The organism is Accumulibacter sp., assembly GCF_023806625.1.
GTDB lineage: Bacteria > Pseudomonadota > Gammaproteobacteria > Burkholderiales > Rhodocyclaceae > Accumulibacter.
Genome location: NZ_JAMTDX010000043.1, coordinates 114,423 through 141,201, shown reverse-complemented (window position 1 = coordinate 141,201; position 26,779 = coordinate 114,423). Strand labels below are relative to the sequence as shown.

General features: G+C 64.4%; 21 protein-coding genes. 7 read left to right on the top strand and 14 right to left on the bottom strand.

Going from position 1 to position 26,779, the window contains the following annotated elements:
- Positions 1-113: 113 nt before the first annotated feature.
- Both dnaN and dnaA read right to left on the bottom strand, forming a co-directional pair.
- Positions 114-1,235, bottom strand: coding sequence for a DNA polymerase III subunit beta (dnaN, locus tag NFW05_RS08205; protein ID WP_295304824.1), 1,122 nt, complete (start codon positions 1,233-1,235; stop codon positions 114-116).
- Positions 1,236-1,446: 211 nt separating this feature from the next.
- A complete protein-coding gene (gene dnaA / locus NFW05_RS08200) occupies positions 1,447-2,832 on the bottom strand; it encodes a chromosomal replication initiator protein DnaA (protein ID WP_295304821.1) in 1,386 nt (461 codons plus the stop codon).
- A gap of 313 nt (positions 2,833-3,145) precedes the next feature.
- Between dnaA and rpmH the strand changes: the two genes are divergently transcribed.
- From rpmH to mnmE, 5 genes are all read left to right on the top strand, one after another.
- On the top strand, positions 3,146-3,280 hold the full coding sequence (gene rpmH / locus NFW05_RS08195; RefSeq protein WP_295304817.1) for a 50S ribosomal protein L34: 135 nt from the start codon (positions 3,146-3,148) through the stop codon (positions 3,278-3,280).
- 11 nt (positions 3,281-3,291) lie between these two features.
- Positions 3,292-3,669 (top strand): ribonuclease P protein component, encoded by a 378-nt coding sequence (rnpA, locus tag NFW05_RS08190; protein WP_295304814.1) that lies wholly within the window; start codon positions 3,292-3,294, stop codon positions 3,667-3,669.
- Between the two features lie 4 nt (positions 3,670-3,673).
- On the top strand, positions 3,674-3,883 hold the full coding sequence (gene yidD, locus NFW05_RS08185; protein ID WP_295304811.1) for a membrane protein insertion efficiency factor YidD: 210 nt from the start codon (positions 3,674-3,676) through the stop codon (positions 3,881-3,883).
- Between the two features lie 27 nt (positions 3,884-3,910).
- On the top strand, positions 3,911-5,626 hold the full coding sequence (gene yidC / locus NFW05_RS08180; RefSeq protein ID WP_295304808.1) for a membrane protein insertase YidC: 1,716 nt from the start codon (positions 3,911-3,913) through the stop codon (positions 5,624-5,626).
- 64 nt (positions 5,627-5,690) lie between these two features.
- Positions 5,691-7,046, top strand: a complete 1,356-nt coding sequence (mnmE, locus tag NFW05_RS08175; protein ID WP_295304805.1) for a tRNA uridine-5-carboxymethylaminomethyl(34) synthesis GTPase MnmE — start codon at positions 5,691-5,693, stop codon at positions 7,044-7,046.
- A 580-nt stretch (positions 7,047-7,626) separates the two neighbouring features.
- Here the strand turns inward: mnmE and NFW05_RS08170 are convergent.
- From NFW05_RS08170 to NFW05_RS08120, 11 genes are all read right to left on the bottom strand, one after another.
- Positions 7,627-11,043: a DEAD/DEAH box helicase family protein gene (locus tag NFW05_RS08170; protein WP_295304802.1), complete on the bottom strand. Its 3,417-nt coding sequence runs from the start codon at positions 11,041-11,043 to the stop codon at positions 7,627-7,629.
- Between the two features lie 154 nt (positions 11,044-11,197).
- Complete coding sequence (locus NFW05_RS08165; protein WP_295304799.1) at positions 11,198-12,841, bottom strand: ATP-binding protein; 1,644 nt, start codon at positions 12,839-12,841, stop codon at positions 11,198-11,200.
- 2 nt (positions 12,842-12,843) lie between these two features.
- Positions 12,844-13,803 carry a hypothetical protein gene (locus tag NFW05_RS08160; RefSeq protein WP_295304796.1) on the bottom strand — a complete coding sequence of 320 codons (960 nt, stop codon included), beginning with the start codon at positions 13,801-13,803 and terminating at the stop codon, positions 12,844-12,846.
- Positions 13,804-13,805: 2 nt separating this feature from the next.
- Positions 13,806-14,978 carry a restriction endonuclease subunit S gene (locus NFW05_RS08155; RefSeq protein ID WP_295304792.1) on the bottom strand — a complete coding sequence of 391 codons (1,173 nt, stop codon included), beginning with the start codon at positions 14,976-14,978 and terminating at the stop codon, positions 13,806-13,808.
- Positions 14,975-16,528: a class I SAM-dependent DNA methyltransferase gene (locus NFW05_RS08150; RefSeq protein ID WP_295304789.1), complete on the bottom strand. Its 1,554-nt coding sequence runs from the start codon at positions 16,526-16,528 to the stop codon at positions 14,975-14,977. Before NFW05_RS08150 ends, NFW05_RS08155 begins: the two co-directional genes overlap by 4 nt.
- A 72-nt stretch (positions 16,529-16,600) precedes the next feature.
- Positions 16,601-17,362, bottom strand: a complete 762-nt coding sequence (locus tag NFW05_RS08145; RefSeq protein ID WP_295304786.1) for a DUF6602 domain-containing protein — start codon at positions 17,360-17,362, stop codon at positions 16,601-16,603.
- Positions 17,359-18,120, bottom strand: coding sequence for a nucleotidyltransferase (locus tag NFW05_RS08140; protein WP_295304784.1), 762 nt, complete (start codon positions 18,118-18,120; stop codon positions 17,359-17,361). Before NFW05_RS08140 ends, NFW05_RS08145 begins: the two co-directional genes overlap by 4 nt.
- Positions 18,117-18,299 carry a hypothetical protein gene (locus NFW05_RS08135; protein WP_295304781.1) on the bottom strand — a complete coding sequence of 61 codons (183 nt, stop codon included), beginning with the start codon at positions 18,297-18,299 and terminating at the stop codon, positions 18,117-18,119. Before NFW05_RS08135 ends, NFW05_RS08140 begins: the two co-directional genes overlap by 4 nt.
- Complete coding sequence (locus NFW05_RS08130) at positions 18,296-18,673, bottom strand: hypothetical protein (RefSeq protein ID WP_295304778.1); 378 nt, start codon at positions 18,671-18,673, stop codon at positions 18,296-18,298. The genes NFW05_RS08135 and NFW05_RS08130 overlap by 4 nt, the downstream gene beginning before the upstream one ends.
- A gap of 20 nt (positions 18,674-18,693) precedes the next feature.
- Entirely contained in the window at positions 18,694-19,575 is an 882-nt protein-coding gene (locus tag NFW05_RS08125) for an AAA family ATPase (protein ID WP_295304776.1), read from the bottom strand.
- An 848-nt stretch (positions 19,576-20,423) separates the two neighbouring features.
- Positions 20,424-21,584, bottom strand: a complete 1,161-nt coding sequence (locus NFW05_RS08120; RefSeq protein WP_295304773.1) for a hypothetical protein — start codon at positions 21,582-21,584, stop codon at positions 20,424-20,426.
- 758 nt (positions 21,585-22,342) lie between these two features.
- Here NFW05_RS08120 and NFW05_RS08115 point away from each other — a divergent pair.
- Both NFW05_RS08115 and NFW05_RS08110 read left to right on the top strand, forming a co-directional pair.
- Positions 22,343-23,257 (top strand): hydrogen peroxide-inducible genes activator, encoded by a 915-nt coding sequence (locus tag NFW05_RS08115; protein ID WP_295304770.1) that lies wholly within the window; start codon positions 22,343-22,345, stop codon positions 23,255-23,257.
- Between the two features lie 178 nt (positions 23,258-23,435).
- A complete protein-coding gene (locus tag NFW05_RS08110) occupies positions 23,436-23,933 on the top strand; it encodes a Dps family protein (RefSeq protein WP_295304767.1) in 498 nt (165 codons plus the stop codon).
- A 50-nt stretch (positions 23,934-23,983) separates the two neighbouring features.
- Here NFW05_RS08110 and NFW05_RS08105 read toward each other — a convergent pair whose 3' ends face one another.
- Complete coding sequence (locus tag NFW05_RS08105) at positions 23,984-26,575, bottom strand: DNA topoisomerase III (protein WP_295304763.1); 2,592 nt, start codon at positions 26,573-26,575, stop codon at positions 23,984-23,986.
- Positions 26,576-26,779: the final 204 nt, after the last annotated feature.

The window sequence follows — 26,779 nt, the reverse complement described above, 5'->3', positions numbered from 1 at the left end:
TCACCCCGGCAGGCTCGCCACGTGAGCTTGCTGAACATTGTGGCTAATCAAGAAAGTCCATCAGATGCTGCTGACCATTCGCCTCGCCGGAAGTCTTCGCCGCGAGATCGCCATCAGATGCGCATCGGCATCACGACGTAGCGGAAATGCTCGTTCCCCGGAACGGTGACCAGAGCGCTCGAAGTGGCGTCGTTGAAAGCCCACTGGATCGTCTCGCCGGACGTGTTGTTCAGCACGTCGAGCAGGTACGAAACGTTGAAGCCGACATCGAGCGGCTCGCCATGATAGTCCGCTTCGATCTCTTCTTCGGCCTCTTCCTGCTCGGCGTTGGCCGCGGTGATCCGCAGCGCCCCGTCGCCGAGCACCAGGCGCACACCGCGGAACTTCTCGGTGGTCAGAATCGATGCCCGGCTCATCGACTGGAGCAGCGTCGTCCGGTTGACCGTGACGACGTTGCGCAGGTCACCCGGAATGACCCGCTGGTAGTCGGGGAAACGACCATCGATCAGCTTGGAGATCAGCGTCGTGTGCCCGAACTGGAAGCGGACTTGAGTCGACAGCAGGTCGAGTTGCAGTGGCTCGTCCGAGTCGGCAAGCAGGCGACCCAGTTCGAGGACGGTCTTGCGCGGCAGGATCAGCTCCTGGCGACTCGGCGCTTCGCCGCCCGCCGAACCTTCACGGCTCATGCTCGCGTACGCCAGGCGATGCCCGTCGGTCGCCACGGCGCGCAGTCCTTCACCGTCGAGAATCAACAGCAGCCCGTTGAGATAGTAGCGGACGTCCTGGAGCGCCATCGCATACTGTGTCTGGGCGAGCAACTGACGAAACTGCTTCTGGCTCACGGTGAGATGCGTCGCCTGTCCTTCGGAAAGCGCCATACTCGGGAAGCCTTCGGCGGGAAGAGTCTGCAGACTGAAGCGGCTCCGCCCGGCGCGAATGTGGAGACGCCTGTCGTCGAGGATCAGGCTGACCTCCGCGCCTTCCGGCAGCGAACGAAGGATGTCGAGCAGCTTTCGTGCAGCGACGGTGACTGCACCTTCGCCATCCCCGGTCGGATCGTCGGTCGAGGTCGTGATCTGCATCTCGATGTCGGTGCCCAGAAAGGTGAGCACCTCCTGCCGCTTCTCGAGCAGCACGTTCGACAGGATGGCCAGCGTGTGACGCCTCTCGACGATGCCCGAAACAGCCTGCAGAGGCGCCAGCAGGACGTCACGCCGTGTCTTACTGAGCAGCATAACTTACCTTCCTATAAACACTAAGTTTCGCACAAGTCTGTGAACCACTCAATTTTCCCGAGAGCAATCAGAGCCTTGTGCATCCCGCAAGCGGCTGGACAAGGACCCCGGAAAGCTGTGGACGAGGGTGGATGAGTTGCCCACAGGCACCTGACGCGAGCCGTTATTCACCGCCAGTGCGCAGCCAGAGCATGAGATTTTCCACAGCCCGTCAGGCCTTGAGCACCTGGAGCAGAACATGGACGTCGTGGTTCAGTTCGTTGTCTTTGCCGCGCAGGTCGTCGATGGTCCGCACGGCATGCAGGACGGTCGTGTGATCACGCCCGCCGAAGGCGTCACCGATCGCCGGGTAGCTCTGCGTGGTCAGGTTCTTGGCCAGCCACATGGCGATCTGCCGCGGGCGTACGATGACCCGGGTCCTCTTCTTCGAGAACAGGTCGCCGACCTTGATCTTGTAGTACTCGGCCACCGTCTTCTGGATCACGTCGACGGTGATCTGCCGATTGAGCGACCCGATGAGGTCCCTGAGCGCTTCCTTGGCGAGCTCGATGGCGATACGCTGGCCATGGAACGCCGCGTAGGCGATCACCTTCTTGAGGGCTCCTTCGAGTTCGCGGACATTCGAGCGCAGGTGCTTGGCGATGTAGAAGGCGACTTCATCGTCGAGGACGACGCGTTCGGCCTCCGCCTTCTTCTTCAGGATGGCCACCCTCATTTCCGGCTCGGGCGGTTCGATCTGTACCGTCAGACCCCAGTCGAAGCGGGTGATCAGGCGGTCTTCGAGCCCGTTGATGTTCTTCGGATAGGTGTCGCAGCTGATCACGATCTGCTTTCGGGCCTCGCTCAGGGCATTGAAGGCGTAGAAGAACTCCTCCTGGGTGCGGTTCTTGCCGTGGAAGAACTGGACGTCGTCGACCAGGAGGACGTCGAGCGAACGGTAGTAGCGCTTGAAGACGTCGAACGACTTCTGCTGGTACGCCCGGACGACGTCCGAGTAGTAATCCTCGGCATGGACGTAGCGGACGACCTTGTCGGGAAAATTCTCGATAATGTCGTTGCCGATCGCGTGGATCAGGTGCGTCTTTCCGAGCCCCGCGCCGCCGTAGATGAACAAGGGATTGTAGGTCGCGTCGCCGGGGCTCATCGCCACCCGCCGGGCCGCAGCCCTGGCCAGATCGTTGGCCTTGCCGACGACGAGATTTTCGAAGGTGAACGACGGCAGCAGACGCGTCTTTTCGTAGGCCGCACGATCGCGAGTCGTCGGCCGAGCCGCTTCGACGTCAGCCGCGGGGAACTTGGCCGCGCTGCTATCTGCCGCCCGGGTCGGCGTCCCGTGCAGCGTCCCGGGGCGCTCGGCGAGCGCCAGCGTGATGCTCACCGGGCGGGCGAAGAACTGCTCGCCAAGCGCCTCGATTCGCGCGAGGTAGCGCTCCTTGACCCACTTGAGGATGAATCCGTTGGGTGCGAGCAGGCGCAGTCCGGATGACGGGTCGTCTTCGCCTTCGAGGCGCAGCGGCCGAATCCAGGTGTTGAACTGTTGCTGCGGAAGTTCCTCTTCGAACTGGCTCAGGCAGGATGACCAGAAGTCGCTAGTCATCGGCCGGCACCGGGCGGCGTCGGGAACTCATATGGCATGCCAAGCGACCCGCGAAGAAAGGCATTTTTGATCTGCAATCAGAGTGATGGAATCATTTCCCCGCGCCCGGGAAGGTCTTACTGGAGACTTCCCGGCGGAGAGCCCGGCGCGTGCCAGGATCACTCCATCGCTCCCGTATCTCCCCGAAGGGAGCCATTCTAGCGCGAGGCGCTGCGCTTATCCACAGCGCCGGCAAAATTCTGGGCTTGACAAGAAGCCCTCGGAGGACGTCTAATTCGGGGCTTTTTCTTGCTTTGACTTCAAGGGCTTGACCATGAAACGCACCTACCAGCCATCGGTCGTCCGGCGCAAACGCACGCACGGCTTTCTCGTCCGGATGTCGACGCGGGGTGGCCGTGCGGTGATCCGCGCGCGCCGGGCCAAAGGGCGCCGCCGTCTCGCTGTTTGACTGACGTCCCGGTGGACGCCCGTGCGCGGGCACGGGCCCCGTTTCCGAAGTACTACCGCCTGCTCAGAACGGATGAATATTCATCCGTTTTTGCTTTCCGGAGAACGCTGAGAAGCGGGCATTTCCTGCTACATTACCGCCCGCGGGCGGCGGAAGAGGCGCAGGGGGCACGCCTGGGCCTGGTCGTCGCCAAACGCTACCTCCGCCGCGCGGTGGATCGCAACCTTGTCCGAAGACTGGCCAGGGAGCAGTTTCGTCTGATGCGCTCGCAGTTTCGCTCTGCCGACCTGGTTGTGCGACTTGCCGCCAGACCGGAGCCCCTCGACCGGCGGATGCTGGCCAGCGAACTGCGCGCGGTCTTCGGGAAGTTTGCCGCGAGGCAGGGGTAGGCCGATGAAAAGCTTGCTGCTCGTGCTGATCCAGGCCTACCGCTACGCGATCAGCCCGCTGCTCGGTCGGCACTGCCGCTTCTTCCCGAGCTGCTCGGAGTACGCGGATGAAGCGATCCGCAAGCACGGGGCGCTCAGAGGGGTGGCGCTTGCCGTTCGCCGGCTCTGTCGCTGTCATCCATGGAATCCTGGCGGGTTCGATCCCGTACCCTGAACACCTCACCCGAACGAAACGCCCTGCATGGATAACCGCCGACTCCTCCTTCTGCTCATCTTCTCTTTCTCGCTGGTCATGCTCTGGGACGCCTGGCTGAAGTACAGTCAGCCGAAGGTCGCCGCGCCGGCCGCGAGCGCTGCGACCGAGGCGCCAGCACCGAAGCCGTCGGTGGATCTCCAGACCGCAGCGCCAGCAGCGAAGCCTTCGGTGAGTCTCCAGACCGCACCGCCGGCGACCGCGGCGGCACTGGCGACGCCGGACAAGGCGGGGACGGTGACCATCACCACCGATGTGTTGATCGCCGAGATTTCGCGGCAGGGCGGTGACCTGATCCGTCTGCAGTTCAAGGATTACAAGGACAGTCACGACAAGGACAAGCCCTTCGCGCTGTTCGAGGCCAAGCATCAGTACCTTGCCCAGAGCGGGCTGATCGGCGACGGCCTGGCCAATCACAAGACGGTTTTCTCGGTCGTCGATGGACCACGGGAGTTGAGCGGCGACGCGAAGACGCTCGAGCTCAGACTCGAAGCGCCACCGGTCAATGGCGTCCGGGTGGCCAAGATCTATACGTTCAAGCGCGGCAGTCACCTCATCGAACTCGCGCACGAGATCACCAACGAGAGCGACAAGGAAGTCGCTGCTCACGCCTACTACCAGTTCCAGCGCGATACCAAGGCTCCGGAGGGCGAAAGCTCGATGGTTTCGACCTTCACCGGTCCGGCGGTGTATACGGATCGAGACAAGTACCAGAAGGTCACTTTCGCGGACATCGAGAAGGGCAACGCGAAGTTCGCGACGCGGGCCGACGATGGGTGGCTGGCGATGGTCCAGCACTATTTCGTTTCCGCGTGGCTCCCGGAGCCCGGGGCGCCGCGTGAGTTCTACATGCGCAAAGTCGAAGGTGGGGCCAACCCGGCGGTGGCGGCCGGGGTGATCCAGGCGGTTCCTGCTGCCGGTCCCGGGTCGACGGTCAGGACAGCGATCCCGCTGTACGCCGGACCACAGGTCCAGGCGGTCCTCGACCAGTTGGCCAAGCCGAAGGCCGAAGGCGGGATCGGCGCTCAGGGTCTGCCGCTGGTCGTCGACTATGGCTGGCTGACGATCATCGCTGCGCCGATCTTCTGGTGTCTCGAAGCGCTGTACGGGCTGGTCGGCAACTGGGGATGGGCGATCGTGCTGCTGACCGTGGCCATCAAGCTGCTCTTCTTCCCGCTTTCGGCGGCGAGCTACAAGTCGATGGCCAAGATGCGCACGGTGACTCCGCGGCTCATGGCGATCAAGGAGCGCTATGCCGACGACCGGCAGAAGCTCAATCAGGAGATGATGGCTCTCTACAAGCGGGAGAAGATCAATCCGCTCGGCGGCTGCCTGCCGATCGCCGTACAGATCCCGGTGTTCATCGCGCTCTACTGGGCCCTGCTCGGTGCCGTGGAAATCCGCGATGCCCCGTGGATCCTCTGGATCACCGATCTCTCGGCGCAGGATCCCTATTACATCCTGCCGCTGATCATGATGGGCACGATGCTCATCCAGACCAAGCTCAATCCGACACCACCCGACCCGATCCAGGCCAAGGTGATGATGATGATGCCGTTCATCTTCGGGGTCATGTTCTTTTTCTTCCCGGCCGGGCTGGTGCTCTACTGGGTGGTGAACAACATCCTGTCGATCGCCCAGCAGTGGCAGATCACGCGGATGATCGAAGGCGGTACGAAGGTCGCCAAGGAGACCAAGTCCTGACACAGGCACCGGGGAGCGTGCAGCTGGCAGGCTCCCCGCTGATAGGGCGGGTGTTCGAGAGCTGATGAGCAGTGCGACCGGCAAGGCCCAGCCAGAAACGATCGCGGCGATCGCCACGGCGACGGGCAGCGCGGGCGTGGGGATCGTCCGTGTCTCGGGTGCCAACCTCCTCGACTTTGCCGAGGCTCTCGGCGGCAAGCGACCGGAGCCGCGGCGCGCCACGCTGAGCGACTTTCGTGCGGCCGACGGCAGCGTTGTCGACTGCGGTCTGCTGATCCATTTTCCGGCGCCGCACTCCTTCACCGGCGAAGACGTGCTCGAGATCCACGGCCACGGCGGCCGGGTGGTCATGCAGATGCTTCTCGCGCGCTGTCTCGAACTCGGCGCGCGGCTCGCCGAGCCGGGCGAATTCACGCGCCGCGCCTTTCTCAACGGCAAGCTCGACCTGGCCCAGGCCGAGGCGGTCATCGACCTGATCGAGGCGGCAACGAGCGCGGCGGCGCGCAGCGCAGTGCGCTCCTTGCAAGGGGAGTTCTCGCGCGAAGTCCAGGCGCTGCTCGGGGAGTTGGTCGAGTTGCGGGCGCTGGTCGAGGCAACTCTCGACTTCCCCGACGAGGAGATCGACTTTCTCGAGGCGGCCGATGCGTTTGCTCGCCTCGATCGGCTCGCCGATCGGCTTGGACGGGTCTTCGACCGCGCCGAACAGGGGCGGCTGCTGCGCACCGGATTGCACGTGGTCCTGGCCGGCCAGCCGAACGTGGGAAAGTCGAGTCTGCTCAACCGCCTCGCCGGCGACGACCTGGCGATCGTCACCCCGCTTCCGGGAACGACTCGTGACGTGGTCCGCGGGACGCTGCAGATCGAGGGGATCCCGCTGCACATCATCGACACGGCCGGTCTGCGGGAGACCGACGACCTGATCGAGAAGATGGGCATCGAGCGGAGCTGGCGCGAGATCGAACGCGCGGACGTCGTCGTCCTGCTCGTCGATGCGCGGGTGGGCAGTGGCGAATCGGAGGAGGCGATCCTCCGGCAGCTCCCCGATGATCTGGTGCGGATCACCGTTTACAACAAGATCGACCTGGCCGGGCGCCCCGCCGAGCGGCACGGCGATGGCCGCGGTGTGGCGCTTTCGCTCTCGGCGAAGACCGGCGAAGGAATCGGGTTGCTGCGCGAGGAACTGCTGGCCGCAGTCGGCTGGCATCCGGCCGAGGATGTGTTCATCGCCCGCGAGCGCCACCTGCGCGCTCTCGCCGAGACGCGCGAGCATATCGACGCCGCGCGGACGCAACTCGGACGGCTGGAACTCTTTGCGGAGGAACTTCGTCTCGCGCAGTCCGCGCTGAACACGATTACCGGCGAGTTCAGCACGGATGATCTGCTCGGAGAGATCTTCGGACGCTTCTGCGTTGGCAAGTAGGTCCGCTTCCGGGGAGGTCCGGAACGGTCCGGCGATTGGCTCCAACTTATTGTCGGGAAAAACCATTTCTTCCTGGGTGGGGCGACGCCGCCATCCGGGCGCTCGAGCCCGAGTCCGTCCGTTACAGCAGGACCGACGAACGTGGTCTCGTGACGGGGTCGCCGACCCGGCCGGCAAGACCGGCCGACGAGTGCGAGCCACCCAGCGACAAGCGGGATGCGGCCGCCACGCGCGGAAGCAGGCGACCTGCACGGCGCCTGCCCCGAGCCCCGGGCGATCACATCAGGGGCTCAACCCGAGGAACCGACTTCCGACCTGAAGCGATCTCGGCGGCCATGCCGCGTGCCGCGGCGGCCAGTGATGCAACAACGGCACGAAGCGGGAGTGGTGTCCCGCGTCCCTCGCAGTTCCCGGCTCGCCTCGGCGATCGGGACGGACAGAAACACTGACCTGAAACAACGACACCGCGCGACGACGGCAACGACCTGCAGACCAACCGAACGGAGAAGACCGACGAGCAAGCGACTCAGTACATGAAACACTCGGTCGGAGCATCGGCTCGATGCCGCGCGCCCAAGGCTCACGCCGCGATGGCGGTCTGGCGCACCCGTTCGATCACCGCCAGCAGCTCATCCACCTGCGCCGAGCTGAACAACCCGTCCGGCCCGCGCGGCGTCAGGTCAGTGAACGGGGATTCGTACAGCATCGCTGCGTCCATCACGCCGTGTTCGGTGAGATGGTCCACGATCAAGTTCACGAACTCGATCTGGTTGGCGCCGAGAGATTTGCCGTTGAGAAACCCAGCCAGGGCCTCCTTTGCCGCTTGGCGGTCGAGGCCAACCAGCGAGCGCACAAAGAGCCCCAGCCCTTGAGACTCCTCGGCGGCGCGCTCGATCTCCTCCGCGCCGCCAACGCCGCTCTCGGCAAGTATGCGTTGAAGCTCAGCGAGATCAGCAGCGGTCAGTGCCTTGTTCATCCTCAACTTGTGAATTGCAATGTGGTCCTTATGCGAGCGCAGGAAGGCCTGGGCCTTGGCGCGGAACTTCGCGTAGTCGGTGCCGTGGCCAAAGCCCGGCAGCTCGACCGTCGTCTCGCCGCCCATCTCATCCTCGAAGTCGGTGTAGATGGGCTTGCGTTTCTGCTTCTCGATGAGCTTGATCAGATCACGCAGGCGACGGCGCATCGCCTCGAGCATCGGGACGGCCACGTCCTGCCACCACTCGTCGGTCTGCACGTCCTGGATCAGCGCCATCTGGTCGCGTACCATAGGAATTGCCAACTTCTCTTCCAGCAGACCGGCGAGCTCCCTGACCTGATCGCGCAGGCGAGCGAAGCCCGGCTCCGCCCGTAGCATTGCGAGCTGCAGGTTCAGCACCAGCAGGTCGAAGCGCTTCGCCTCCTCGTTTTCCGGGTCGAGTTCCGACGGCAGACCCGCGATCTGGTGCGACAGATCCGAGAGCGCCTCCGGCGACAGCACGGTCCAGGCCTCGAGCCTGGCGTACTGCTCGACGACGCGCCGCCGCGGCCGCACGACGAAGTTGTCGAGGTTCATGCTGGCCACTTCCCCTTGCAGCAGCGCTGCGACCTGCGCCCGCACCTCGTCCTCCGATGCAGGGTGCCCATGCGGCGGCGCCCGTGTCTCGCGCGCCGTCTGGCGGTCGGCTTCGGCCAACTTCTTGTCCAGCTCGCCGATCAGCTCCAGCCGGGCGTCGAACAGGCGCTTGCCCAGCGACTCACCGAGTGCGCCCTCGGTGGCGGGGATGTTCTGGCTGAAGTACTCCAGGTTCTGGCAGTAGTCGAAAACGCAGAAGCACTCTTTGTGCTTGCCTGGTCCGAACAGATCCAGACACAGCCGCGTGCCGCGGCCGAGCATCTGCCAGAACTTGGTCTTCGAGCGCACCAGCTTGAAGAAGACCAGGTTCACGACCTCGGGAATGTCGATCCCGGTGTCGAGCATGTCTACCGAGATCGCGATGTGTGGCGCCTTGTCCTTGGCCGAGAAGTTGTCGATCAGGCTCTGCGCGTATTCGGTCTTGAAGGTGATCACGCGCGCAAACTCGCCCTTGGTGTGCGGGTAGCTGGCATTGAAGCGCTCGGCGACGAACTCGGCGTGGTGCTGGTTCTTGGCGAACAGGATGGTCTTGCCGAGCCGATCGCCACCGGCCACCGTCAGGCCCCGCGTCATGAGATGTTCCAGGACCTTGTCCACCGTGTCCTTGTTGAACAGCCACTTGTTGACCGCCTCGGCCTCCACGCGATTGGGCACGTTGCCGTCGTCGTCCCACTCCAGCGCGTCCCACTGATCCTTGTCCTCTTCGGACAACTCCTCGTACTTGATCCCCTCGCGCTGGAACTTCAGCGGCACCGACACGGCCTTCGGCGGCACGAGGAAGCCGTCGCGCACCGCCTCGTCGAGTCCGTAGGCGTCGGTGGGCACTCCGTTCTCCAGATCGAACAGGCTGTAGGTGTTGCGGTCCACCTCGTCCTTGGGCGTCGCCGTGAGCCCGACCAGAAGCGAGTCGAAGTAGTCGAAGATCGCGCGGTACCTCTGGAACACCGACCGGTGCGCCTCGTCGATGATCAGCAGATCGAAGTGGCCGACCCCGAAGCGTCGCTGCCCGTCTCGCGTCTCGTCGATCAGCCCCATCATCGTCGGATAGGTGGAGACGAAGACCCGCCCCTCGGCGTCCTTTTCGGTCACCAGGTTCACCGGCGACGCGTCGGGCAGGTGGTGCTTGAAGGCATTGACCGCCTGATTCACCAGCGCCACGCGGTCGGCGAGGAACAGCACGCGCTTGACCCAGTTGCAGCGCATCAGCAGATCGGCGAGCGCGATGACCGTGCGCGTCTTGCCGGCGCCGGTGGCCATCACCACCAGCGCCTTGCGGTCGTGGTCGCGCTCGAAGGCCTCGGCGATGCGCCGGATGCCGCGCGTCTGGTAGTGGCGCTCGACGATGGCCGGATTGATCTCGCCCGTCGCCAGCGGCTTGCGCGTACTGCGCCGCTGCATCGCAAGCTCCAGTTCCGCCTTCTTGTAGAAACCCTGCACCGCGCGCGGCGGGTAGCGGGTGTCGTCCCAGAGCCAGTGCTCGTAGCCGTTCGAATAGAAGATCAGCGGTCGCTGGCCGAACTGGCGCTCGAGGCAATTCGCGTACAGCTTGGCCTGCTGCTGGCCGACGCGCGCGTCACGTCGGGTGCGCTTGGCTTCGACCAGCGCCAGAGGCTTGCCGTCGTCCCCCCAGAGTACGTAGTCGACGAAGCCGACGCCTTTCTCGTTGGGCATCCCGCTGACCTCGAACTCGCGGTCCCGTGGTTGATCGAGCGGCCAGCCGGCCTCCTTCAGCAAGAGGTCGATGAAGTAGTCGCGGGTCTCGGCCTCGGAGTAGTCGTGTGTGTCCGGCTGCGCCGCTGCCGCCTGCTTCGCCGCCGCCACCTCGGCGCGCAAGCGCTTGAGCTCCTCGTCGAGCGTGGTCTTGTCGGCGAGCAAGGCGGCGAGCTTCTCGTCGCGCTCGCGCAGGCCCGCTTCGAGCTGCTGCAACTGCTCGGCAGTCTGGCCGCGCACCGGTGTCGATTTGGGCAGCACGCTTGCATCGAAGGCCAGGCCCGGCGCCGGACGCGCCGCGCGGCCGTAGGTGCGGGCGAACCAGTACGTCACGTGGAACAGCTCGCGCACCGCGACCGTCGCGTCGTTGGGTGGAATCGCGCGATGGCCGTGCACCGCGCGGTTGCCCAGCGTGTTGATGACCCGCGCCTTGCTGAACACCGCCTCGCCAGCGGCTTCCTTGAAACTGGGGTCGTGGATCAGCGCCGACAGGTTGTCCTGGTATGGCAGCTTCAGCGACGCATCGTGCTTGTAGGCCCAGCTCACCGCCAGTTCGAGCGCGCGCCGCGCGTAGAAGCACGCCGTACGGGGGTCGGCGTGCACGGCCACCTCGGCCTTCGCGGCCGAGTCGAAGACCGCGGCCCATTCGCTCTGGAGGAAAGCGAACTGACTCATCACTCGATGCCCCAGCTGGCCGTTTGCAACGTTTTGCTCCGGGATTGCAACCCGCGCCCGGTTGATTGCAAATCGCGTGCTCCAACAGCCTTATGGATCAGCCACTTACAAGCGGGCGCGGACCGCTGGCAGGTCGGACGCCGCGGATCGCCATTCACGGTTGCAATTCCTCGCGATCGGCTCCGGGGTACCAGCGCGCGGCCTTCGTGACCCCGACGCTGTGGATCGCCCCCTCCTTGCGCAGTTCACGCAGCAGTACCTGAATCTGGCTTCGCGACAGCGCCGGCAGCACTTGCCGGAACTCTTCCATCTGCGCGCCGCTCGCCGCGTTGTCCTGGATGTGCTTCAGCAGCAGCGCCTTGTTCGTCCCTCGATCCAGCCCCTTCTTACGGGTGTAGACACCCTTGCCGCCCAACGCGGCGTAAAGCCCCCGCGCCAGGATGTACCGGGTTCCCCGACCGCGACCGATCGACTCCACCGCGCCGGCGGAGATCAGACCCGGCAGAGAGGCCTTGAGATGCTCCGGCACGGCTTGCTCGCGCCGGAGATAGTCGAGCGCGAGGAAGTCGTACGTCGAGAACGACTTGAGCTTCTCCTCACCCAGCCTCTCGATGAAACGCACGAATGCCGGGCTGGCGACCGTTCCATACAGGGTCAGCCGCACCTCGTGTGCCGACGTGCCTGCGAAGCTGGGGAGCGCCTTGCCCTGCCGGATCGCGCTTTCGAACATCAGGTTCATGCCCTGGCCCGAGCGTTCGATCAGCCCGCACTTCGCCAGCGCCTCGGCCAGCCGCCGATTGCGCGGGTTCTGCTGGTCGAGGATGTTCGCCGGGGTGATCCCCGTTGGCAGGCCGCCAGGGCTCACCACCTCCAGCCGCTGGGGATACTGCCGTACGAACACCGAACCGCCGAGCCGATAATCCCGGTGCGCGACGGCATTGAGCAGCGCCTCGCGCACCGACACCTCGTCGAAGGTGGGCAGTTCGACGCGGAACAACCCGTCCTGATAGCTCTGCCGGTCGTTGCGTAGATTGATCTTGTTCCAGATGGCGTCATGCCAAAGGAAGAAGCCCTCCCGGTACTCTTCACGGTCTGCCGCAGGGCCCGACGCTTCGGAGGACCGGTACTCGAACACGAGTTCCGCCTGCGCCAGCCGGCGCCCAAGCGCCGCACGCGTGCCGAACAGGATCAGTGCCGCGTAGGTGATGCGCCCCTCCAGCAGCAGTTCGGCGTTGGCGAGCGTCTGCTCGTCGGTCCATCGCGTCTTGCGCTCGTCGCGCGTCTTGGTGGCCCACCGGCCCCGAAACGCCGCGATCGCTTCCGGCGACAGGTCGCCGATGCCCGCGCCGGGGCAGACCTCCGCCGAGAAATCGGGCCCCGTCTCGGCAAACATGGCCTTCAGTTCCGCATCACTGAGCCCGGTCAGTTCGTCACCCGCCCGCTTGAGATATCGCCCGTCGATCTGCCAGGCCGTGCCCGGAAGTCGCGGCGGCACATGGACGACCAGAACCCGACCGTCGGCCGTTCGCACCTCCTCCACCGGAATGCGATGCGAGAGCCGGTCGTGCAGACCGGCCTCGGTGCGCCCCGGCTCGGCGAACGCTGCCGTGCCGACGATTTGGCGCGGGCGCCGGTCGGTCACGCCGAAGATGATCTTGCCGCCGCCTTCGTTGGCCAGAGCGACGCAGTACTCCACCAGCTTGTCGAAGTGATAGTTCTGCTTCGCCTCCTTGAATTCGAGGCGGACGCCTTCGGGTTCGGCCAACCATGCGTGAAGTTGTTCGCTGGTGGTCGGCACGGCTACCCCCTCGCCACGAACCTGCCAGCCCACGAACCGAGTCGCTTCCAGATCGAACGGCTTGGCGATCCAGCCGGCGCGGCCTTCTGAGCGCTGACGCCGCTTCTGCCAGGCGACGTGTTCTCTCCGTATACCGGGTTCAGATCAATGGTCGGGTCGACGTAGGGCAGCACGCCAAGCAGCATGCACGACACGCCGACAAGCTCCAGATCATCCACGTCACGCAGGACAGCCTTGGGATTCCCGGCGTGTCCAAGTCCGGGATAGTCGGATCGGAAGCCGTAGATGTTCCCCGCAGCTGCCTTCAGCGTCGGATGTGGCCAGGATGCCTGACTGCACCGTTGCCCAAGCGTCTCACCACTCGTACCGCTGCGCGTGTTCGCGATGCCCTCGATCAGGATGTACTGTTTGGTCAGGCACGACTTGATGCGGCTTTCCGTGCGTCCATGTCTGAGGTCCCGAAGTGCCTCCTCGAACTCATGGTTCAGTTTCGCGAGATGTGCGTCTGCCTGGCTGGCCGACCGCATGTGCTGGACAAGGTTCGTCAGCAATCCCGGAAGCGTCGGACACAACGTGCACGGACGGCGCAGGTCATAGCGCAGACTGAATTTCTCGATAAAGCCCGCCAGCAGGTTGAAGTAGCGATTCGACAGCGGGTCGCCGCCTAGGTCGTCCAGAGCCGGATGTGCCGCTTCGAGAAAGCGAACCAGCGCGGTCTCGTTCGCGAGTTCCTCCGCCGTCGTTCCCTCAAAAGCGGCTTGTCCCTGAGCCGGGTTGTCGATGATGTCGGCGAGCACCTCCAAAGAGGGCGTGACTCTGAGCGAACCTGGCTTCTTCGGGTTTCCGGCCAGTTCGCGGTACAGCTCGCAGAAGATGTCCTCGGGGACGCCTTCATGGTCGATCAGCGGCAGCCAAATCTCGCGCCAGGTCTCCGACCACACGCCGATGAACTCGCCACGCATGGCTATAGTTCTCCCCGGAAGGCGCGGTGCTGAACGGAGGTAAAGAGAGCGTCGAGTTGCCCCCGCCCCTCCCGCTGCACCGAGCGAACGCGTTCAAGGGCGACGACTCGTTGTGCGAACTGCGACTGAAGGTCGAACGGTGGCACAAAGAGCTCGATTCGAGCCACGACCGCCTTGGAGACTTCCTTGAACGTCGCGCCCGTGCCCAAGCCTTCGAGGAACGACCGTCGCAGACGAAGCCAAAACAACAAGAAGTGCGGCTCGAGCGCGCCGGGTCGTGGCACAAAGCTCTTAAAGCCCTGATTGGTTGCCATCGGTGCGGCGCAGATTGCAGTGTGACCAATGGGGGCGCGGGAGCTGAAGAGAACGGAGCCAGGCGGAAGTATGGATGCCGCGCACGACTCCAAGCCTTGGCGTGTGATGCGACGCTCCGTTTCGCCGATGTACATGCTTTCCAAACCGCTCAGCTCTTTGGGGGTTACCCAATTCACATCGCCATCCCAGTAGGACTCGTTGTCCGTCCTTGGGGTCGCGCCGGAAACGATCTCCGCGACGTCCTCGACTTTGCGAGTCGGCCACCCCATCGGATTCGTCGCGGGGTCGCCGAACATCTCGAGGAACATGGATTGGGTGAGGGTGTCGAGTTCGGCGAGGGCGGCGCGGCGCTTGGCGCGCAGCGCGTCCGCTTTGTCCAGGATCTCCGCAATCCGCCGCTGCTCGGGGAGGGGTGGCAGCGGGATCTCGATTCGGGCGACAACGGCCTTCGACACCTCCTTGAACGTCGCGCCGTTTCCAAGGCTCTCCAAGTAGGGCCGATTGCGACGAAGCCAGTGGTATAGAAACTTGGCGTGAACCCGTTCGCGGTTCGGCACGAAGCTCTTGAACCCCTGATTGGTAGCCATCGGAACGGTGTTGATGGCCACATGGCCGATGGGCGCTCGGGAACTGAACAACACGGAGTCAGGCGGCAGTACCGTTGCTGCACAACTCTGCAGACCGCTGCGCGTGATCTTGCGCGGAGTGTCGGAGATGTAGGCGCCCTCAAGTTCGCTCAGGTCCTTCGGCGTCGCCCAGCACACGTCGCCGTCCCAATACGCTGATTCAGAAGTGCTGGGCGTCGCGCCTGAGACGATCTCGGCGCAGTCTTCGAGTCGGACAGTGGGCCACCCGCTCATCCCAGCATCCCCTCCAGCTCCTTCATCCCCCGCTGGATGTCCTCCTCCAGCTTCGCGAGGTCGGCGAGGATCTCCTTCGGCGCGCGGTGCTCGACCGCCTCATGCACCACTTCCTTGTAGCGGTTGAGCGAGAGGTCGTAGCCCTGCGCGGCGATGTCGGCCTTGGGCACGCAGAAGCTCTGCGCGGTGCGTGGGCGTTCGCGCTCGCCGGCTGAACGCTCGGCCCAGCGCGCCAGCACGTCGGGCAGATTGTTCTTGGCGTGCTCGTCCCTGCTCAGCGCCGCGCGCGGCACGGGGCCGAGCTTGTCTTCCGGCAGCAGCGCTGTGCGCTTGTCGTCGAGGCTCCAGCCGTCTGCCTCCACGTCGTAGAACCACACGCTGTCGGTGCCACCGGAGTCGGTCTTGGTGAAGAGCAGGATCGCGGTAGATACGCCGGCGTAGGGCCGGAACACGCCGCCGGGCAGCTTGACCACGGCGTCGAGCTTCTGGTCTTCGACCACCATGCGGCGCAGTTCCTTGTGCGCGGTACTGGAGCCGAACAGCACGCCGTCGGGCACGATCACCGCGGCGCGGCCGCCGGGCTTGAGCAATCGCAGGAAGAGCGCGAGGAACAGCAGCTCGGTCTTCTTGGTCTTGACGATCTGCAGCAGGTCCTTGGCGGTGTTTTCGTAGTCCAGGCTGCCGGCGAAGGGCGGATTGGCCAGCACCAGCGTGTACTTCTCCTCCTCGCCGGCGTGGTCCTGTGCCAGCGAGTCGCGGTAGCGGATGTCGGGGTTCTCCACGCCGTGCAGCAGCATGTTCATGCTGCCGATGCGCAGCATGGTGTTGTCGAAGTCGAAGCCGTGGAACATGCGGTGGTGGAAGTGCTCGCGCAGCCTGGTGTCGTGCAGGATGTTCGGGTGGCGCTCGCGCAGGTGCTCACCGGCGGCGACGAGAAAGCCCGCGGTGCCGCAGGCCGGGTCGCAGATCACGTCGCCGGGTTGCGGCGCGGTCAGCTCCACCATCAGCCGGATGATGTGGCGCGGCGTGCGGAACTGGCCGTTCTGCCCGGCGCTGGCGATCTTGCCGAGCATGTACTCGTAGACGTCACCCTTGGTGTCGCGGTCTTCCATCGGCACCGCGTCGAGCAGGTCCACCACCTTGGCCAGCAGCGCCGGCGTGGGGATGGTGAAGCGCGCGTCTTTCATGTGGTGGGCGTAAGTGGAGTCGTCGCCGCCGTGGTTGCGGGCCAGCTCGTTGCGCAGGAACGGGAAGACGTGCTCGCCGATCACGGCGTACATGTCGCCGGGGGCAAAGTGCTTGAAGCGCGACCAGCGCAGGTCGTCGTAGGGGCGGCCCTTGGGGTCGTTGCCCTCGGGAAAGACGCGGCGCTCCATCGGCCGCTTGAGCCGGGCGGACTTGTTCTCCTCGAGCGTGTGCAGGTCGTCCAGCCGGCGCAGGAAGAGCAGGTAGGTGATCTGCTCGATCACCTCCAGCGGGTTGGAGATGCCGCCGGACCAGAACGCGTTCCAGATCTGGTCGATCTGGCTCTTGATGTTGCCGGTGATCATGAGGTCAGGCTCCCAGGTCTTGTCTTGTTGTGCGTTGGTCCGTCGAGCTTCATGCGGGGCACGGTTGGTTCATCATCGCGTGACCCCGCCGTCGGCTTGGAACCGTGCCAGGTAGGCCTCGTAGTCGATCGCGGGCGCGGTCGCCAGCGACTGCAACTGCTTCAGCAAGCGCAAGAGGAACTGCACCGGGGAGCGTGGGCCTTCGACCGCCGCGAGATGGACGGTGCCGGGTGACGGATACCGCACTTCGAAAGTGCCATGGAGGAGTGAACACCCCACGTCGAGTTGATGGTCCGCGCCGAGCCCGGCGAGGGAGTCACGAAGCGGTTCGCCGAACGGCGGCGTCCACGAACTCTGGTACGTGACGATGCCTGCAACGATGCGCGGCACCGGGCGCGGCTTGGCCACGCCCTCGACATGAGGAACGGGCGCCGACGTTCGATGCAGGCGCTGCACCGAAGCAGCCTTCTGGCCCGCGTAAAGGACGTGCTCGCGGCTCAAGGCCTGCTTGACTTCGAGAACTCCATACACACTCTCGGCTGGGACGTAGCGCTGGTTCGCCTGGTTGTAGAGGAGCGGCGAGTACTGCCGGTCGTAGATGACGATGTCGATCTGTTCGCTGCACTCGCCTTGCGAGTCGATCACGAACGCACGGTTCGCCTGATACCGCTGTGGCAGATGATCGTTGAGGATACGAAGCCAGTCCTCTTCGGACGCTTCGCCGCGGGCACCTGGGTGCGTGACGGCAGACCGGTTGCCGCGCAGGCCTCCTTCCAGCCTCGCTTGCAGGCCGTCCAGGATCTCGGTCAGTCGGTCGGGCATGGGGTTCGTCACCAGATGATGTCCTTCCAGTACTGCTGACGCGCCGACTGGGCGGCCAGACTGGCGATCCGCTCCTTCTCCGGCTTGGTCAGGTCGTCCGAGAGAACGTTGTTGGTGTTCGCCGGGTCCATTACGCGGGTCGACAAGAGGGATGACCCGATTGCTCTCAATGCGTGGAGGACGTTGTCCGCTAGCGATGTTCTCGAGCGGCCCGACAGCGCGTCGATCACGAACAACTCGAGGTACAGGGACGGAAAGTCCAGGCCGTGCAGCATCCGCCAGATCTTCACCGCGCGAATCTCGCGCAGGCGGCCCGAGTTGTGCACGGTATCGACGTGCAGCGATACGTTGGTCTGCGTCCAGGAGTCTCGCTTTCGCAGGTAGAGACTGTGGTAGTTCTGATAGCCCGCTTGCACCTTGCCCGGCACGAGATCACCGCGCGTGCCGTTGACGGTCACACCGACCGACACGTTCTGCTGGCGCGGCGACCATCCCTGCTGCTGCGCCAGCGAGTAGAGGCTGTCGTAGATCTCCTTCAGCGTGTTCGTCGTATCGGACTTCAGGGAGATGAATACGTCGACGTCGGATACCCCGTGCACACCGGTCTCCTTGGCACACGAACCGGAGTACTGAAGCGCATTCAGTTGTTGGCCAGCCCAGGTGCGAACGGGGCTGGCTACGACTGCGCCGAGCCGCTCCGCGGGGGAAGTCGGACCGCGCGCGACTTCGTACTTGGCGAGGACGGACTCCACGTACTGGTCGGCTGTCATGCCGGCGGCCCCACAACATCGGCGATAGCGACGTCGAGCTTCGGGCAGTGGTCGTAGACGCGCCTGTAGAGCATCAGCGACAGGATGTAGTGCTGGTGGCTCTGCGTCGCAGTCTTGCAGCGCGGCATGTTTGCCGTGCGCCAGCGATGGGCCTCGTGGCCTTGGAGGGTGAGCCTCATTCGCCCAGCCGCTCCGTGCCAGTGGTACTGATGAACGCGGAGCCTCGAGCCAGGCGCGCTCGCAGGCCTTCGGCGACGAAGTCCGCGAGCTTCTCCGCATCCTTCCATTTGCTGGTGCGGCGCGCTGGATCGAGGTCCTGGGCACGGATCACCGCGCGGATCGTCGGAATGGGCTGATCGCGCAGCCACAGGCGAAAGTCGGTCTCGCCACGGGCGGTCCACTCGGCGTGCACGTCCGGCAGTGCCGTGCGCGCATCGCGCGCCGCCCGCTTCGCGGCAGTCGGGCGGCGCGACTCCGGTAGCGATGACAGCAGGCTGTCCAGCCGCTCGGCGAACGCAGGGTTGCGCTCAGACTCGTCCGCGAGCAGTTGCACGAGGTCCTGGAGCAACGCGACTAGCGCTTTTTGACTTCGCATTTCTGCATCAGCTCCTGGGTGAGGCCGTGAAGCGCGTCGTAGGCGGCGCCGTACTTCCCCTTGAAGGTCCGGATATCGGCGTCGACGTCGGCGCCGCGCGCGACGGCCACAGTCTGCGGGATCGTATTGGTGAGCAGCGGGGGCTGCGGGAGCGTGCCACCTTCGCCGAATCGCCCCAGCCGCTGCGCGCGCAGATCCTCGATGACGCGGGCATGCAGGTTGTTGGCCTGCACCTTGGTGGCCACGATGCCGAGCGCTGGAATCGCGCGGCCGATGTCCGCGGCGAAGCGGGCCACGTTGTCCACGATCTGATAGATGCCCCAGGTCGAGACGATGTCGGGGATGGTCGGGATCACGTAACCCGTCGAGATGCGAAGACCGTTCTTCGTGACGGTGCCGAGGCTGGGCGGACAGTCGATGATGATGTAGTCGTAGCGGTCGATGACCGGTTGCAGCGCGCTGCGCAAAATCTCCAGCGGGTTGGCCGTGAAGTTTCCGGACAGCGCGATCATCGGGATCCGGTCCTGCAAGTCGATCAAGCGGATGCTCGAGGGCAGCAGGTCCAGCCGCGCGATGCCGTCGTTGATCGTCGATACCCGGCGGGCGATGGCCTTCTCGATATCGAACTTGGGCGCGTTCTGGGGGTTGAGCCGATCCTCGAACAGCTGCGCGATGGTGCGCCCGTCCTTGTCCATCTCGGCCCACTTCTCCTCCGAGATCAGCGTGACGGTCGCGTTGGTCTGCGGATCCAGGTCGATGAGCAGGACGTGCTTGCGCTGCTCCTGGGCGAGCATCTCGGCGACCGCCACGGCCGTCGTGGTCTTGCCGACGCCGCCCTTGAGGTTGATGAAGCTGAGCACGTGGGTTTCCTCGCCACGGAAACCCTTCACCCAGTTCGAGACCTGTTCGCGATCCCAGACCGGTCCGCTCTGGAGGTTCTGGAGCGGGCGAGGGAAGTGGTCGTAGCGGAGCCGCCAGTTGCTGACCGCCTGCTTCGTAACGCCTGCGAGATCAGCGACTTCCGCGATTCCGACCAGGTTGTCTGTTGCCATGTGGAGCCTCCGGGCCGGGTCATGCCAGGCACACAATACATCAATAATGTGTACGATGTCAACAAGGCAGGCCCTCTGTTGGCGACTTCGGATCGGGCCTCCGGAAACGGAACATCGCCGCCGTGGCAGCGGAGGGGCGTACTGAGTTCGTGCAGCCTGCTCTACAAACGATCGGTGCGGCTATTCCGCGGCGAACCGAGCGGCGTCATCCACTAGGCCTGGCAGCGTCGTCACGGCGTGGATGAAATTCATTCACGCGGTGAATAGGAAGTACGTGTCGGTACCGAAGGGTTCCTGCAAGAGCGTCTTGCTCGATGGGCCTGCGCCTTGGGACCGGCGTCGAATGGTGCGAGGAAGGCCGCCGCACGCGCTTGACTGCCTTCACTATGCGCGCAAGGTGATCGGCTTGTTATAGGCTCGACGGCACCTCGGCGAGAAGCCAAGGCGTGCCGCGCATGACGAGCCGCTCTCGAGTACACGCACGAGTACACATTCACCGCGACGAATCGGGAGGGGCTTGATTCACAAGGCCGCCCGCGATTCACGCGCTTCTGCATCGATAGCGGATATTCCCGGGCGGTCCTCGGAGTTCCTCGGTCTCGAAGGCGTTCGACCTCGAGTTGGTGTGACAGTCAACGTTGTGATGAGGCGATGTGCTACGCCGCCGCACTGGATGGCTGCGCTGCGGCTTTGCTCTTGCTCGCGACTTCGGCGCTCCAGAACGGATTCTTGTGGATTGAACGAAGGTCCTTGTCTGAAAGAGCGTACTCCCGCCAATGCTCGTCTCGCCTTATGGCCTCCTGAAGGTCGGCGACCACTTCTTCCGCGGGCCGCCCCGCGACTGCCTTGTAGCAGGCCCGGTTGTAGTAGGCCTTGGAGAATGACGGATCGAGACTGATCATCGCGTCTGCGAGCTTGATCGCTTCGTCGAAGTCGTCTCTGGCCTTCGGAGGAGAGGCGTCGAAGGTAGTGTAGTACTCGCCTCGATCGGCGAGTGCGTTTGCCAGCCCGTTCTTTGCGTCTCGGTTGGACGGGTCTTTCTGGAGGACGGCCTTGAGCTTCACGATCGCCCTGTTCAACAGGTCCACTGCCGATGCGTCGCTCTTCCCGTCCGCTAGCGTTGCAGCCTTGGCAAGGTACTGTGTACGCAGTTGCTCGGCTTCCCGAATGGTCTGCCGAGCGTCCTGATCTACAGAAACCTGTCTGGCGACCTCTTTACTCGTTTCTTGCTGGATCATTCGCTGTACTGCCTTGCTCGACAGATCATCGAGGAGCTTCGTACCGGCGTAGCCCGACAGGACACCCCAGGCTGCGATCTTGATGAGGAACCACGCTGTGACGCTGTTGCTCTGTGTCACTCCGCCAAAGATGCTTTCTGCGAAGGCGAAGATGGCAACTGCAGCCGCCATCCCAACCAGCCCGTCACCGACCGAGCCCCAGTCCTTGCTCCACGAACCGAAACGAATGTTGTAGGTACGGCTGGCCCTCATGCCGTCGACGAAGCCACCGAAGAAGCCAGACAGTGCGATGACGATAAGGGCCGACCATGGCGAGTAGTTCCCGACTCGCGGACACGGCTCGTCGCTCGTCTTCTTGTCGCCCTTGTCCAGGCCCAGCCTTTCGCTGGTGTCGGCCACATGTCTGGCGTCGGCCTGAGTCGGCAATGCCTGGGAAGCAGGACTTTCTGGCTTCTTCCCGGTGTCGCTCCAGGGAGCAGCGGTAACAGTCGTCTCCGCCCCCAGCGCAAGGTTCATGATTCCTGAGGCCATCGACGTACCGACGATCAAGGAAAGCAGCACCGAGGCAGCAGCTCTCATGAGTTCCTCCGGGCACCGGGCAACTTTGAGGTCAGGTCGACGCGTGGCGATCTGTCGTCCGTTGCCAAAGGATAGGAGATCCACCGCCACTTTCGCAAGTATCGTGGGCATTGCTCATCGTTTCGGGGCGCTGTCAGCAGTCGTGACCAGGGAACGGCATGCTGATGCAGGCTGAAAGTTTCACGAGAATCACGAGTGAAGCTGCGCCAAGGGTCGGCGGGGTGGGCCAGCAGGCCGTCTCGCCAGTCCCGCCGTTGTCAGTCATGGCGTGGTTCGGGGATGTCTCGCAGGCGGTTTTCACATACCGGGAGCAGGAAATTGCCGAGCCGCCCATGCTCCGGGCGTGCGCTGCCAGCGGTTGGCAGGGTCCGGTATGCTTGCCAACTCGCTTTGGACTTCCTATCCTTCGATGGTTGGCAAGGAGCCGCAGGACCAGGGCGGCCCATCTGATCCCGGTCGCGACGATCGGCGCAGGCTTCTGGAAATGTTCCCGTGTTCGTTCGCAACGACTTCCAGATTTTTGAAACCGCATGCGGGCAATCCTTCCCGGGGTTTGCCAGCTTCTGAGTGGATGGTCGCGCTTCGCTTCATCGACCTGGCCAAGCCGGAGATTGCCCGTTCCGATCAGGGCGGTGCGTCTGCGTCGTGCACGGCGAGCGGAACAGCTCTGGCGGGAGGGGCAAGCTCGCAAGACAGCGGGCCAGGCGAGGTCGCGACGCGGGTTGGGCGCACGGTGTTCACTGTGTGACCGGAAGGCGATGACGTTAACCGAACTCCGCTACATAGTCGCGCTCGCCCGTGAGCGCCATTTTGGCCATGCCGCGCAGAGATGCCACGTCAGTCAGCCGACGCTGTCGGTGGCCCTCAAGAAGGTGGAACAGCGGCATGGGGTGATGCTTTTCGAGCGTTCGTCGTCGGAGGTTCGGCTGACGCCGATCGGGGAGCAGATCGCGGCTCAGGCGGAGCGGGTTCTCGAAGAGGCCGGACGGCTCAAGGAGATCATGTTGCAGGGAAGGGATCCGCTGCACGGACCGTTGCGCCTCGGCGCGATCTACACGATCGCGCCGTATCTGTTGCCCCGGCTGATTCCGGCACTGCACCGGCGGGCTTCACGGATGCCTCTCTACCTGCAGGAGAACTTTACCGTCAATCTGGCGGCACAACTGCGGCGAGGCGATCTCGACGTGATCGTCGTCGCCTTGCCGTTTTCGGAGCCGGGTATCGTCTCCCGGGTCGTCTATGACGAGCCCTTCTGCGTGGTACTGCCCGAAGGGCATCCGCTGTCGCGGCAGGCAAGCATCGATCCGGAGGATGTCTCGGCCGAGAATCTTCTCCTGCTCGGCAACGGAAACTGTTTCCGCGACCAAGTCGTGCAGGCCTGCCCTCAGCTGACCGGGCCCGGCGGAACCGAGGGAGCGCTCGAGGGGAGCTCGCTCGAGACGGTGCGGCACATGGTCGCCAGCGGAGCGGGCATTTCGGTGGTGCCGCTGTCAGCAGCGGAGTCCTGGCCGAAAGCGGATCCGCTGCTGACATTCCGGCCCTTCCGTGATCCCGCTCCTGCACGCCGCGTGGTGATCGCCTGGCGGGCAACTTTTCCGAGGCCGCAGGCCATCGATGTGCTGCGCGCGGCGATTCTCGACGCTCCGCCGCGCGGAGTCATCCCGTCGCGATAGGAAGCGACTATCCGCTCCATCGCGAGAATCAACTGGCCATGGCCATCGCCGGGCCGTACCATCTCGCTCGTGGGTGAAGAACAGGGCTCGGTGTCAGCGGGGGCCCGGCAGATCGGCACGAGGTCATCGACGACGGCTGCTCGGGAGAGGCTCGACCAGCACCGGGTGAAACCGTGACATGGCCAAGGAGGACTGGAATATGGCGAGGATGATCGAGATTGGCATCAGCGAGCAGGACCGCAAAGAGATTGCCGAGGGGCTCGCGAGCTTGCTCGCGGACAGCTTCACGCTCTATCTGAAGACGCACAACTTTCATTGGAACGTCACGGGTCCGATGTTCCAGACGCTGCACGTGCAGTTCCAGGAGCAATATACCGAACTGTGGAACGCGCTCGACGTGATCGCCGAGCGGATCCGCGCCCTGGGCTTCGCGGCACCGGGTTCGTTCGGGCGCTTTGCGCAGCTGTCGTCGATCCCCGAGGAGGATGGCGTGCCAAGGGCGACGGCGATGATCGAGCAGCTGGTCCTCGGTCAGGAAGCCGTCACCCGGACGGCGCGGCGGGTCTTCGAAGTGGCCAGCAAGGCCAACGACCAGCCGACCGCCGACCTGCTGACCCAGCGCATGGAGATACACGAGAAGAACGCGTGGATGCTGCGCAGCCTGCTCGAAGAGTGAGTCAGCTGCTGTTTCACGTGAAACAGGCGGCGAAGAACCAGGCTAGCGATTCACCCGGCGGTCTTGCGGCGGCCGCCGCCGGCCGCCGCCGATTCGGCGGCGGTGTCCGGGCTGTCGGACTTGCGGGGCGACGTCGCCGGCTTTGCGGCCGGCTTGCGCGGTTCGCGCTTCTCGAACTCGAAGCCCACCTTGCCGTCCCCTTCGCGGACCAGATACGCCGAGAATTTTCGTTTGGTGCGCGTCGAGACGAAGCCCTTGAGCAGGTCCGTCCGGCCGGATACGAGCAGCTTGCGCATCTGCTCGGGCGCGACGGGCTGTTGCAGGATGACCGTGCCTGACCGGAAGTCACAGCTCCGGACGCTTCCGACCGACCGTTCGCAGACGTACGACATGCGATGCTCGAAAACGCGTGCGCCGCACTTTGGGCACGGGCCCAGTGCCTCGCTTGCCGAGAAATCGACTTCCTCGTTCGTGCCTTCGTCACTGCTGCTGCCCTGTCCGAAGTCGAACTCCGGAGTGTTCTCGGCGTTGAGCTGGATGATCGCGACGAACGGTCGCCCCATCTTGTTTCGAAAGCCGCTCAGCGGCCCGACCCGGCGCTGGGTCAATAGCTCCTCGATCTCGGCAGGTTCGAACTGTCGGCCGGCGACGATCTTCCAGAGCGCGAAGTCGCAGGCTCGGCACTGAAACTTCTTGTACGTTTCCTTGATCGATCCCCCACACTTCGGACACGGCGCGGCCAGTTCGCCGAAGTCGCCGGGAATGCTGTCGCTGTCGTAGCTTCGGGCACGGTCGACGATGTGCTGGGTCATCGCCGCGATTTCCTTCATGAACGCGCTGCGCGACATCTCGCCGCGCTCCATCCGGGCGAGCTTCCATTCCCATTCACCGGTCATTTCGGGGGCAGTCAGCTCGCAGATGCCGAGCCCGTTGAGCAGGGTCATCAGCGAAAAGGCCTTGGCCGTCGGCATCAGTTCGCGCCCTTCACGGACGAGATACTGTTCGAGCAGGAGATTCTCGATGATCTGCGCCCGCGTCGCTGGCGTACCCAGCCCCCGCCCGGCCATCGCCGCGCGAAGTTCTTCGTCGTCCATCGTCTTCCCGGCGCTCTCCATTGCGGTGAGCAGGGTCGCTTCCGAATAGCGGGCGGGTGGTTTGGTCTGGTGCTCACTGAGCACGACGTCTTCGGCGAGCACTCGCTCGCCGGGAAGCACCGGAACGAGGTTTCCTTCCCCGTTCTCGCTCGCCTCGCGGCCATAGACAGCCAGCCATCCCGGGCTGACCAGGACCTTTCCCTCGGTCCGGAACGGCTCCCCGGAGACCCGCGTGACGCGGGTGGTGATCAGGTATTCGGCCGCCGGATGGAAAACCGAGAGAAAGCGCTTGACGACCATGTCGTAGAGTTTGAACTCGGCCTCGGAAAGGTGCTTGGGCGCCTGCAGAGTCGGAATGATCGCGAAGTGGTCGGACACCTTGGCGTCATTGAAGACACGCCTGTTCGGCTGAACCCACTTCCGGGCAAGAATCTGGCTGGCAAAAGGAGCGTAGGCGGCGAGGATCCCGGCGTCGCTGCCGCGGGTCGTGCCTTCTCCCGAGAGCATGGAAAGGGTCTTGTCGACCACAGGCCGATAGTCCTCGGGCAGGGCGCGCGAATCGGTGCGCGGGTAGGTGAGGACCTTGTGCTTTTCATAGAGCGCCTGCGCGAGACCGAGGGTGACCTTGGCCGAGAAACCGAAGCGGCTGTTGGCTTCGCGCTGCAGGCTGGTCAGGTCGTAGAGTAGCGGCGAAAGCTGCGTGGATGCCCTCGATTCTTCGGTGACCTCGCCAGTGCCGCCGCGGCACTTGTCTTCAAGCGCCGCGGCACGGGCCTGATCCCACAGCCGGTCGGCGCGCGCGTGCTCGTCGTCGTCCTTGCCCTTGAACTGCTCGTCGAACCACTTTCCGCGGTACTGGCCAGCGGCACAGGCGAAGACCGCTTCGATCTCCCAGTACGGGCGCGGGCGGAAGCGACGGATGCGGTCCTCTCGCTCGACGATCAGCGCCAGCGTGGGCGTCTGAACGCGCCCCACGGTGGTCAGGTGAAAGCCTCCGGTCTTCGAATTGAAAGCGGTCATCGCCCGCGTTCCGTTGATTCCGACGAGCCAGTCGGATTCCGACCGGCAGACGGCTGCATCGGCCAGTCCGCGCATCTCCGCGCCGCTGCGCAGCCGGGCGAAGCCTTCGCGGATTGCCGCCGGGGTCATCGACTGGAGCCAGAGGCGCTCGACGGGCTTGCTGTTTCCGGCGTATTGGGCAATGTAGTTGAAGATCAGCTCGCCCTCCCGGCCCGCATCACAGGCATTGACCAGCGAGCCGACGTCGCGCCGCTTGATCAGCCGGACGAGGAGCTTGAGCCGTGTCTCGGTCTTGGCGATCGGCTGCAGGGCGAAATGGGGCGGAATGACCGGCAGATGGGCGAAGGACCATTTGCCGCGCTTGACCTCGTATTCCTCGGGGCAGGCGAGCTCGAGAAGGTGCCCGATCGCCGAAGAGAGTACGTACTCTTCGGATTCGTAGTACTCCTCGTGGCGAACGAAGCTGCCCAGAGCCCGGGCGAGATCGGCGGCGACTGAGGGCTTTTCGGTGATGATCAGTTTCTTCATCGGGGTCTCGTTCTGCGCGGGAGGATGGCGGGGAGCGTCTGCAGGAGGCCCCACGGGATGAGGATCCTCGGCCGATGATAAGAGGAGTCTGCGGGGCTTGGCAAGCGACCGGGTCGCTTCACGTATCTGGCCCGCTGGCCGGAACCGCCGGGCAGGCGGACCGTGGCGCTGGCCTGGCGGACCGGTCGGGGATCGAATCGTCCC

Coding starts and splice junctions, on each gene's coding strand:
- NFW05_RS08150 (WP_295304789.1), bottom strand. CDS start 16,528: ATGATCACCGGCAACATCAAGAGCCAGATCGACCAGATCTGGAACGCG.
- dnaN (WP_295304824.1), bottom strand. CDS start 1,235: ATGCTGCTCAGTAAGACACGGCGTGACGTCCTGCTGGCGCCTCTGCAG.
- mnmE (WP_295304805.1), top strand. CDS start 5,691: ATGAGCAGTGCGACCGGCAAGGCCCAGCCAGAAACGATCGCGGCGATC.
- NFW05_RS08160 (WP_295304796.1), bottom strand. CDS start 13,803: ATGCGTGGCGAGTTCATCGGCGTGTGGTCGGAGACCTGGCGCGAGATT.
- NFW05_RS08170 (WP_295304802.1), bottom strand. CDS start 11,043: ATGAGTCAGTTCGCTTTCCTCCAGAGCGAATGGGCCGCGGTCTTCGAC.
- NFW05_RS08155 (WP_295304792.1), bottom strand. CDS start 14,978: ATGAGCGGGTGGCCCACTGTCCGACTCGAAGACTGCGCCGAGATCGTC.
- NFW05_RS08135 (WP_295304781.1), bottom strand. CDS start 18,299: ATGAGGCTCACCCTCCAAGGCCACGAGGCCCATCGCTGGCGCACGGCA.
- NFW05_RS08115 (WP_295304770.1), top strand. CDS start 22,343: ATGACGTTAACCGAACTCCGCTACATAGTCGCGCTCGCCCGTGAGCGC.
- NFW05_RS08120 (WP_295304773.1), bottom strand. CDS start 21,584: ATGAGAGCTGCTGCCTCGGTGCTGCTTTCCTTGATCGTCGGTACGTCG.
- NFW05_RS08140 (WP_295304784.1), bottom strand. CDS start 18,120: ATGACAGCCGACCAGTACGTGGAGTCCGTCCTCGCCAAGTACGAAGTC.
- NFW05_RS08110 (WP_295304767.1), top strand. CDS start 23,436: ATGGCCAAGGAGGACTGGAATATGGCGAGGATGATCGAGATTGGCATC.
- rpmH (WP_295304817.1), top strand. CDS start 3,146: ATGAAACGCACCTACCAGCCATCGGTCGTCCGGCGCAAACGCACGCAC.
- yidC (WP_295304808.1), top strand. CDS start 3,911: ATGGATAACCGCCGACTCCTCCTTCTGCTCATCTTCTCTTTCTCGCTG.
- NFW05_RS08105 (WP_295304763.1), bottom strand. CDS start 26,575: ATGAAGAAACTGATCATCACCGAAAAGCCCTCAGTCGCCGCCGATCTC.
- dnaA (WP_295304821.1), bottom strand. CDS start 2,832: ATGACTAGCGACTTCTGGTCATCCTGCCTGAGCCAGTTCGAAGAGGAA.
- yidD (WP_295304811.1), top strand. CDS start 3,674: ATGAAAAGCTTGCTGCTCGTGCTGATCCAGGCCTACCGCTACGCGATC.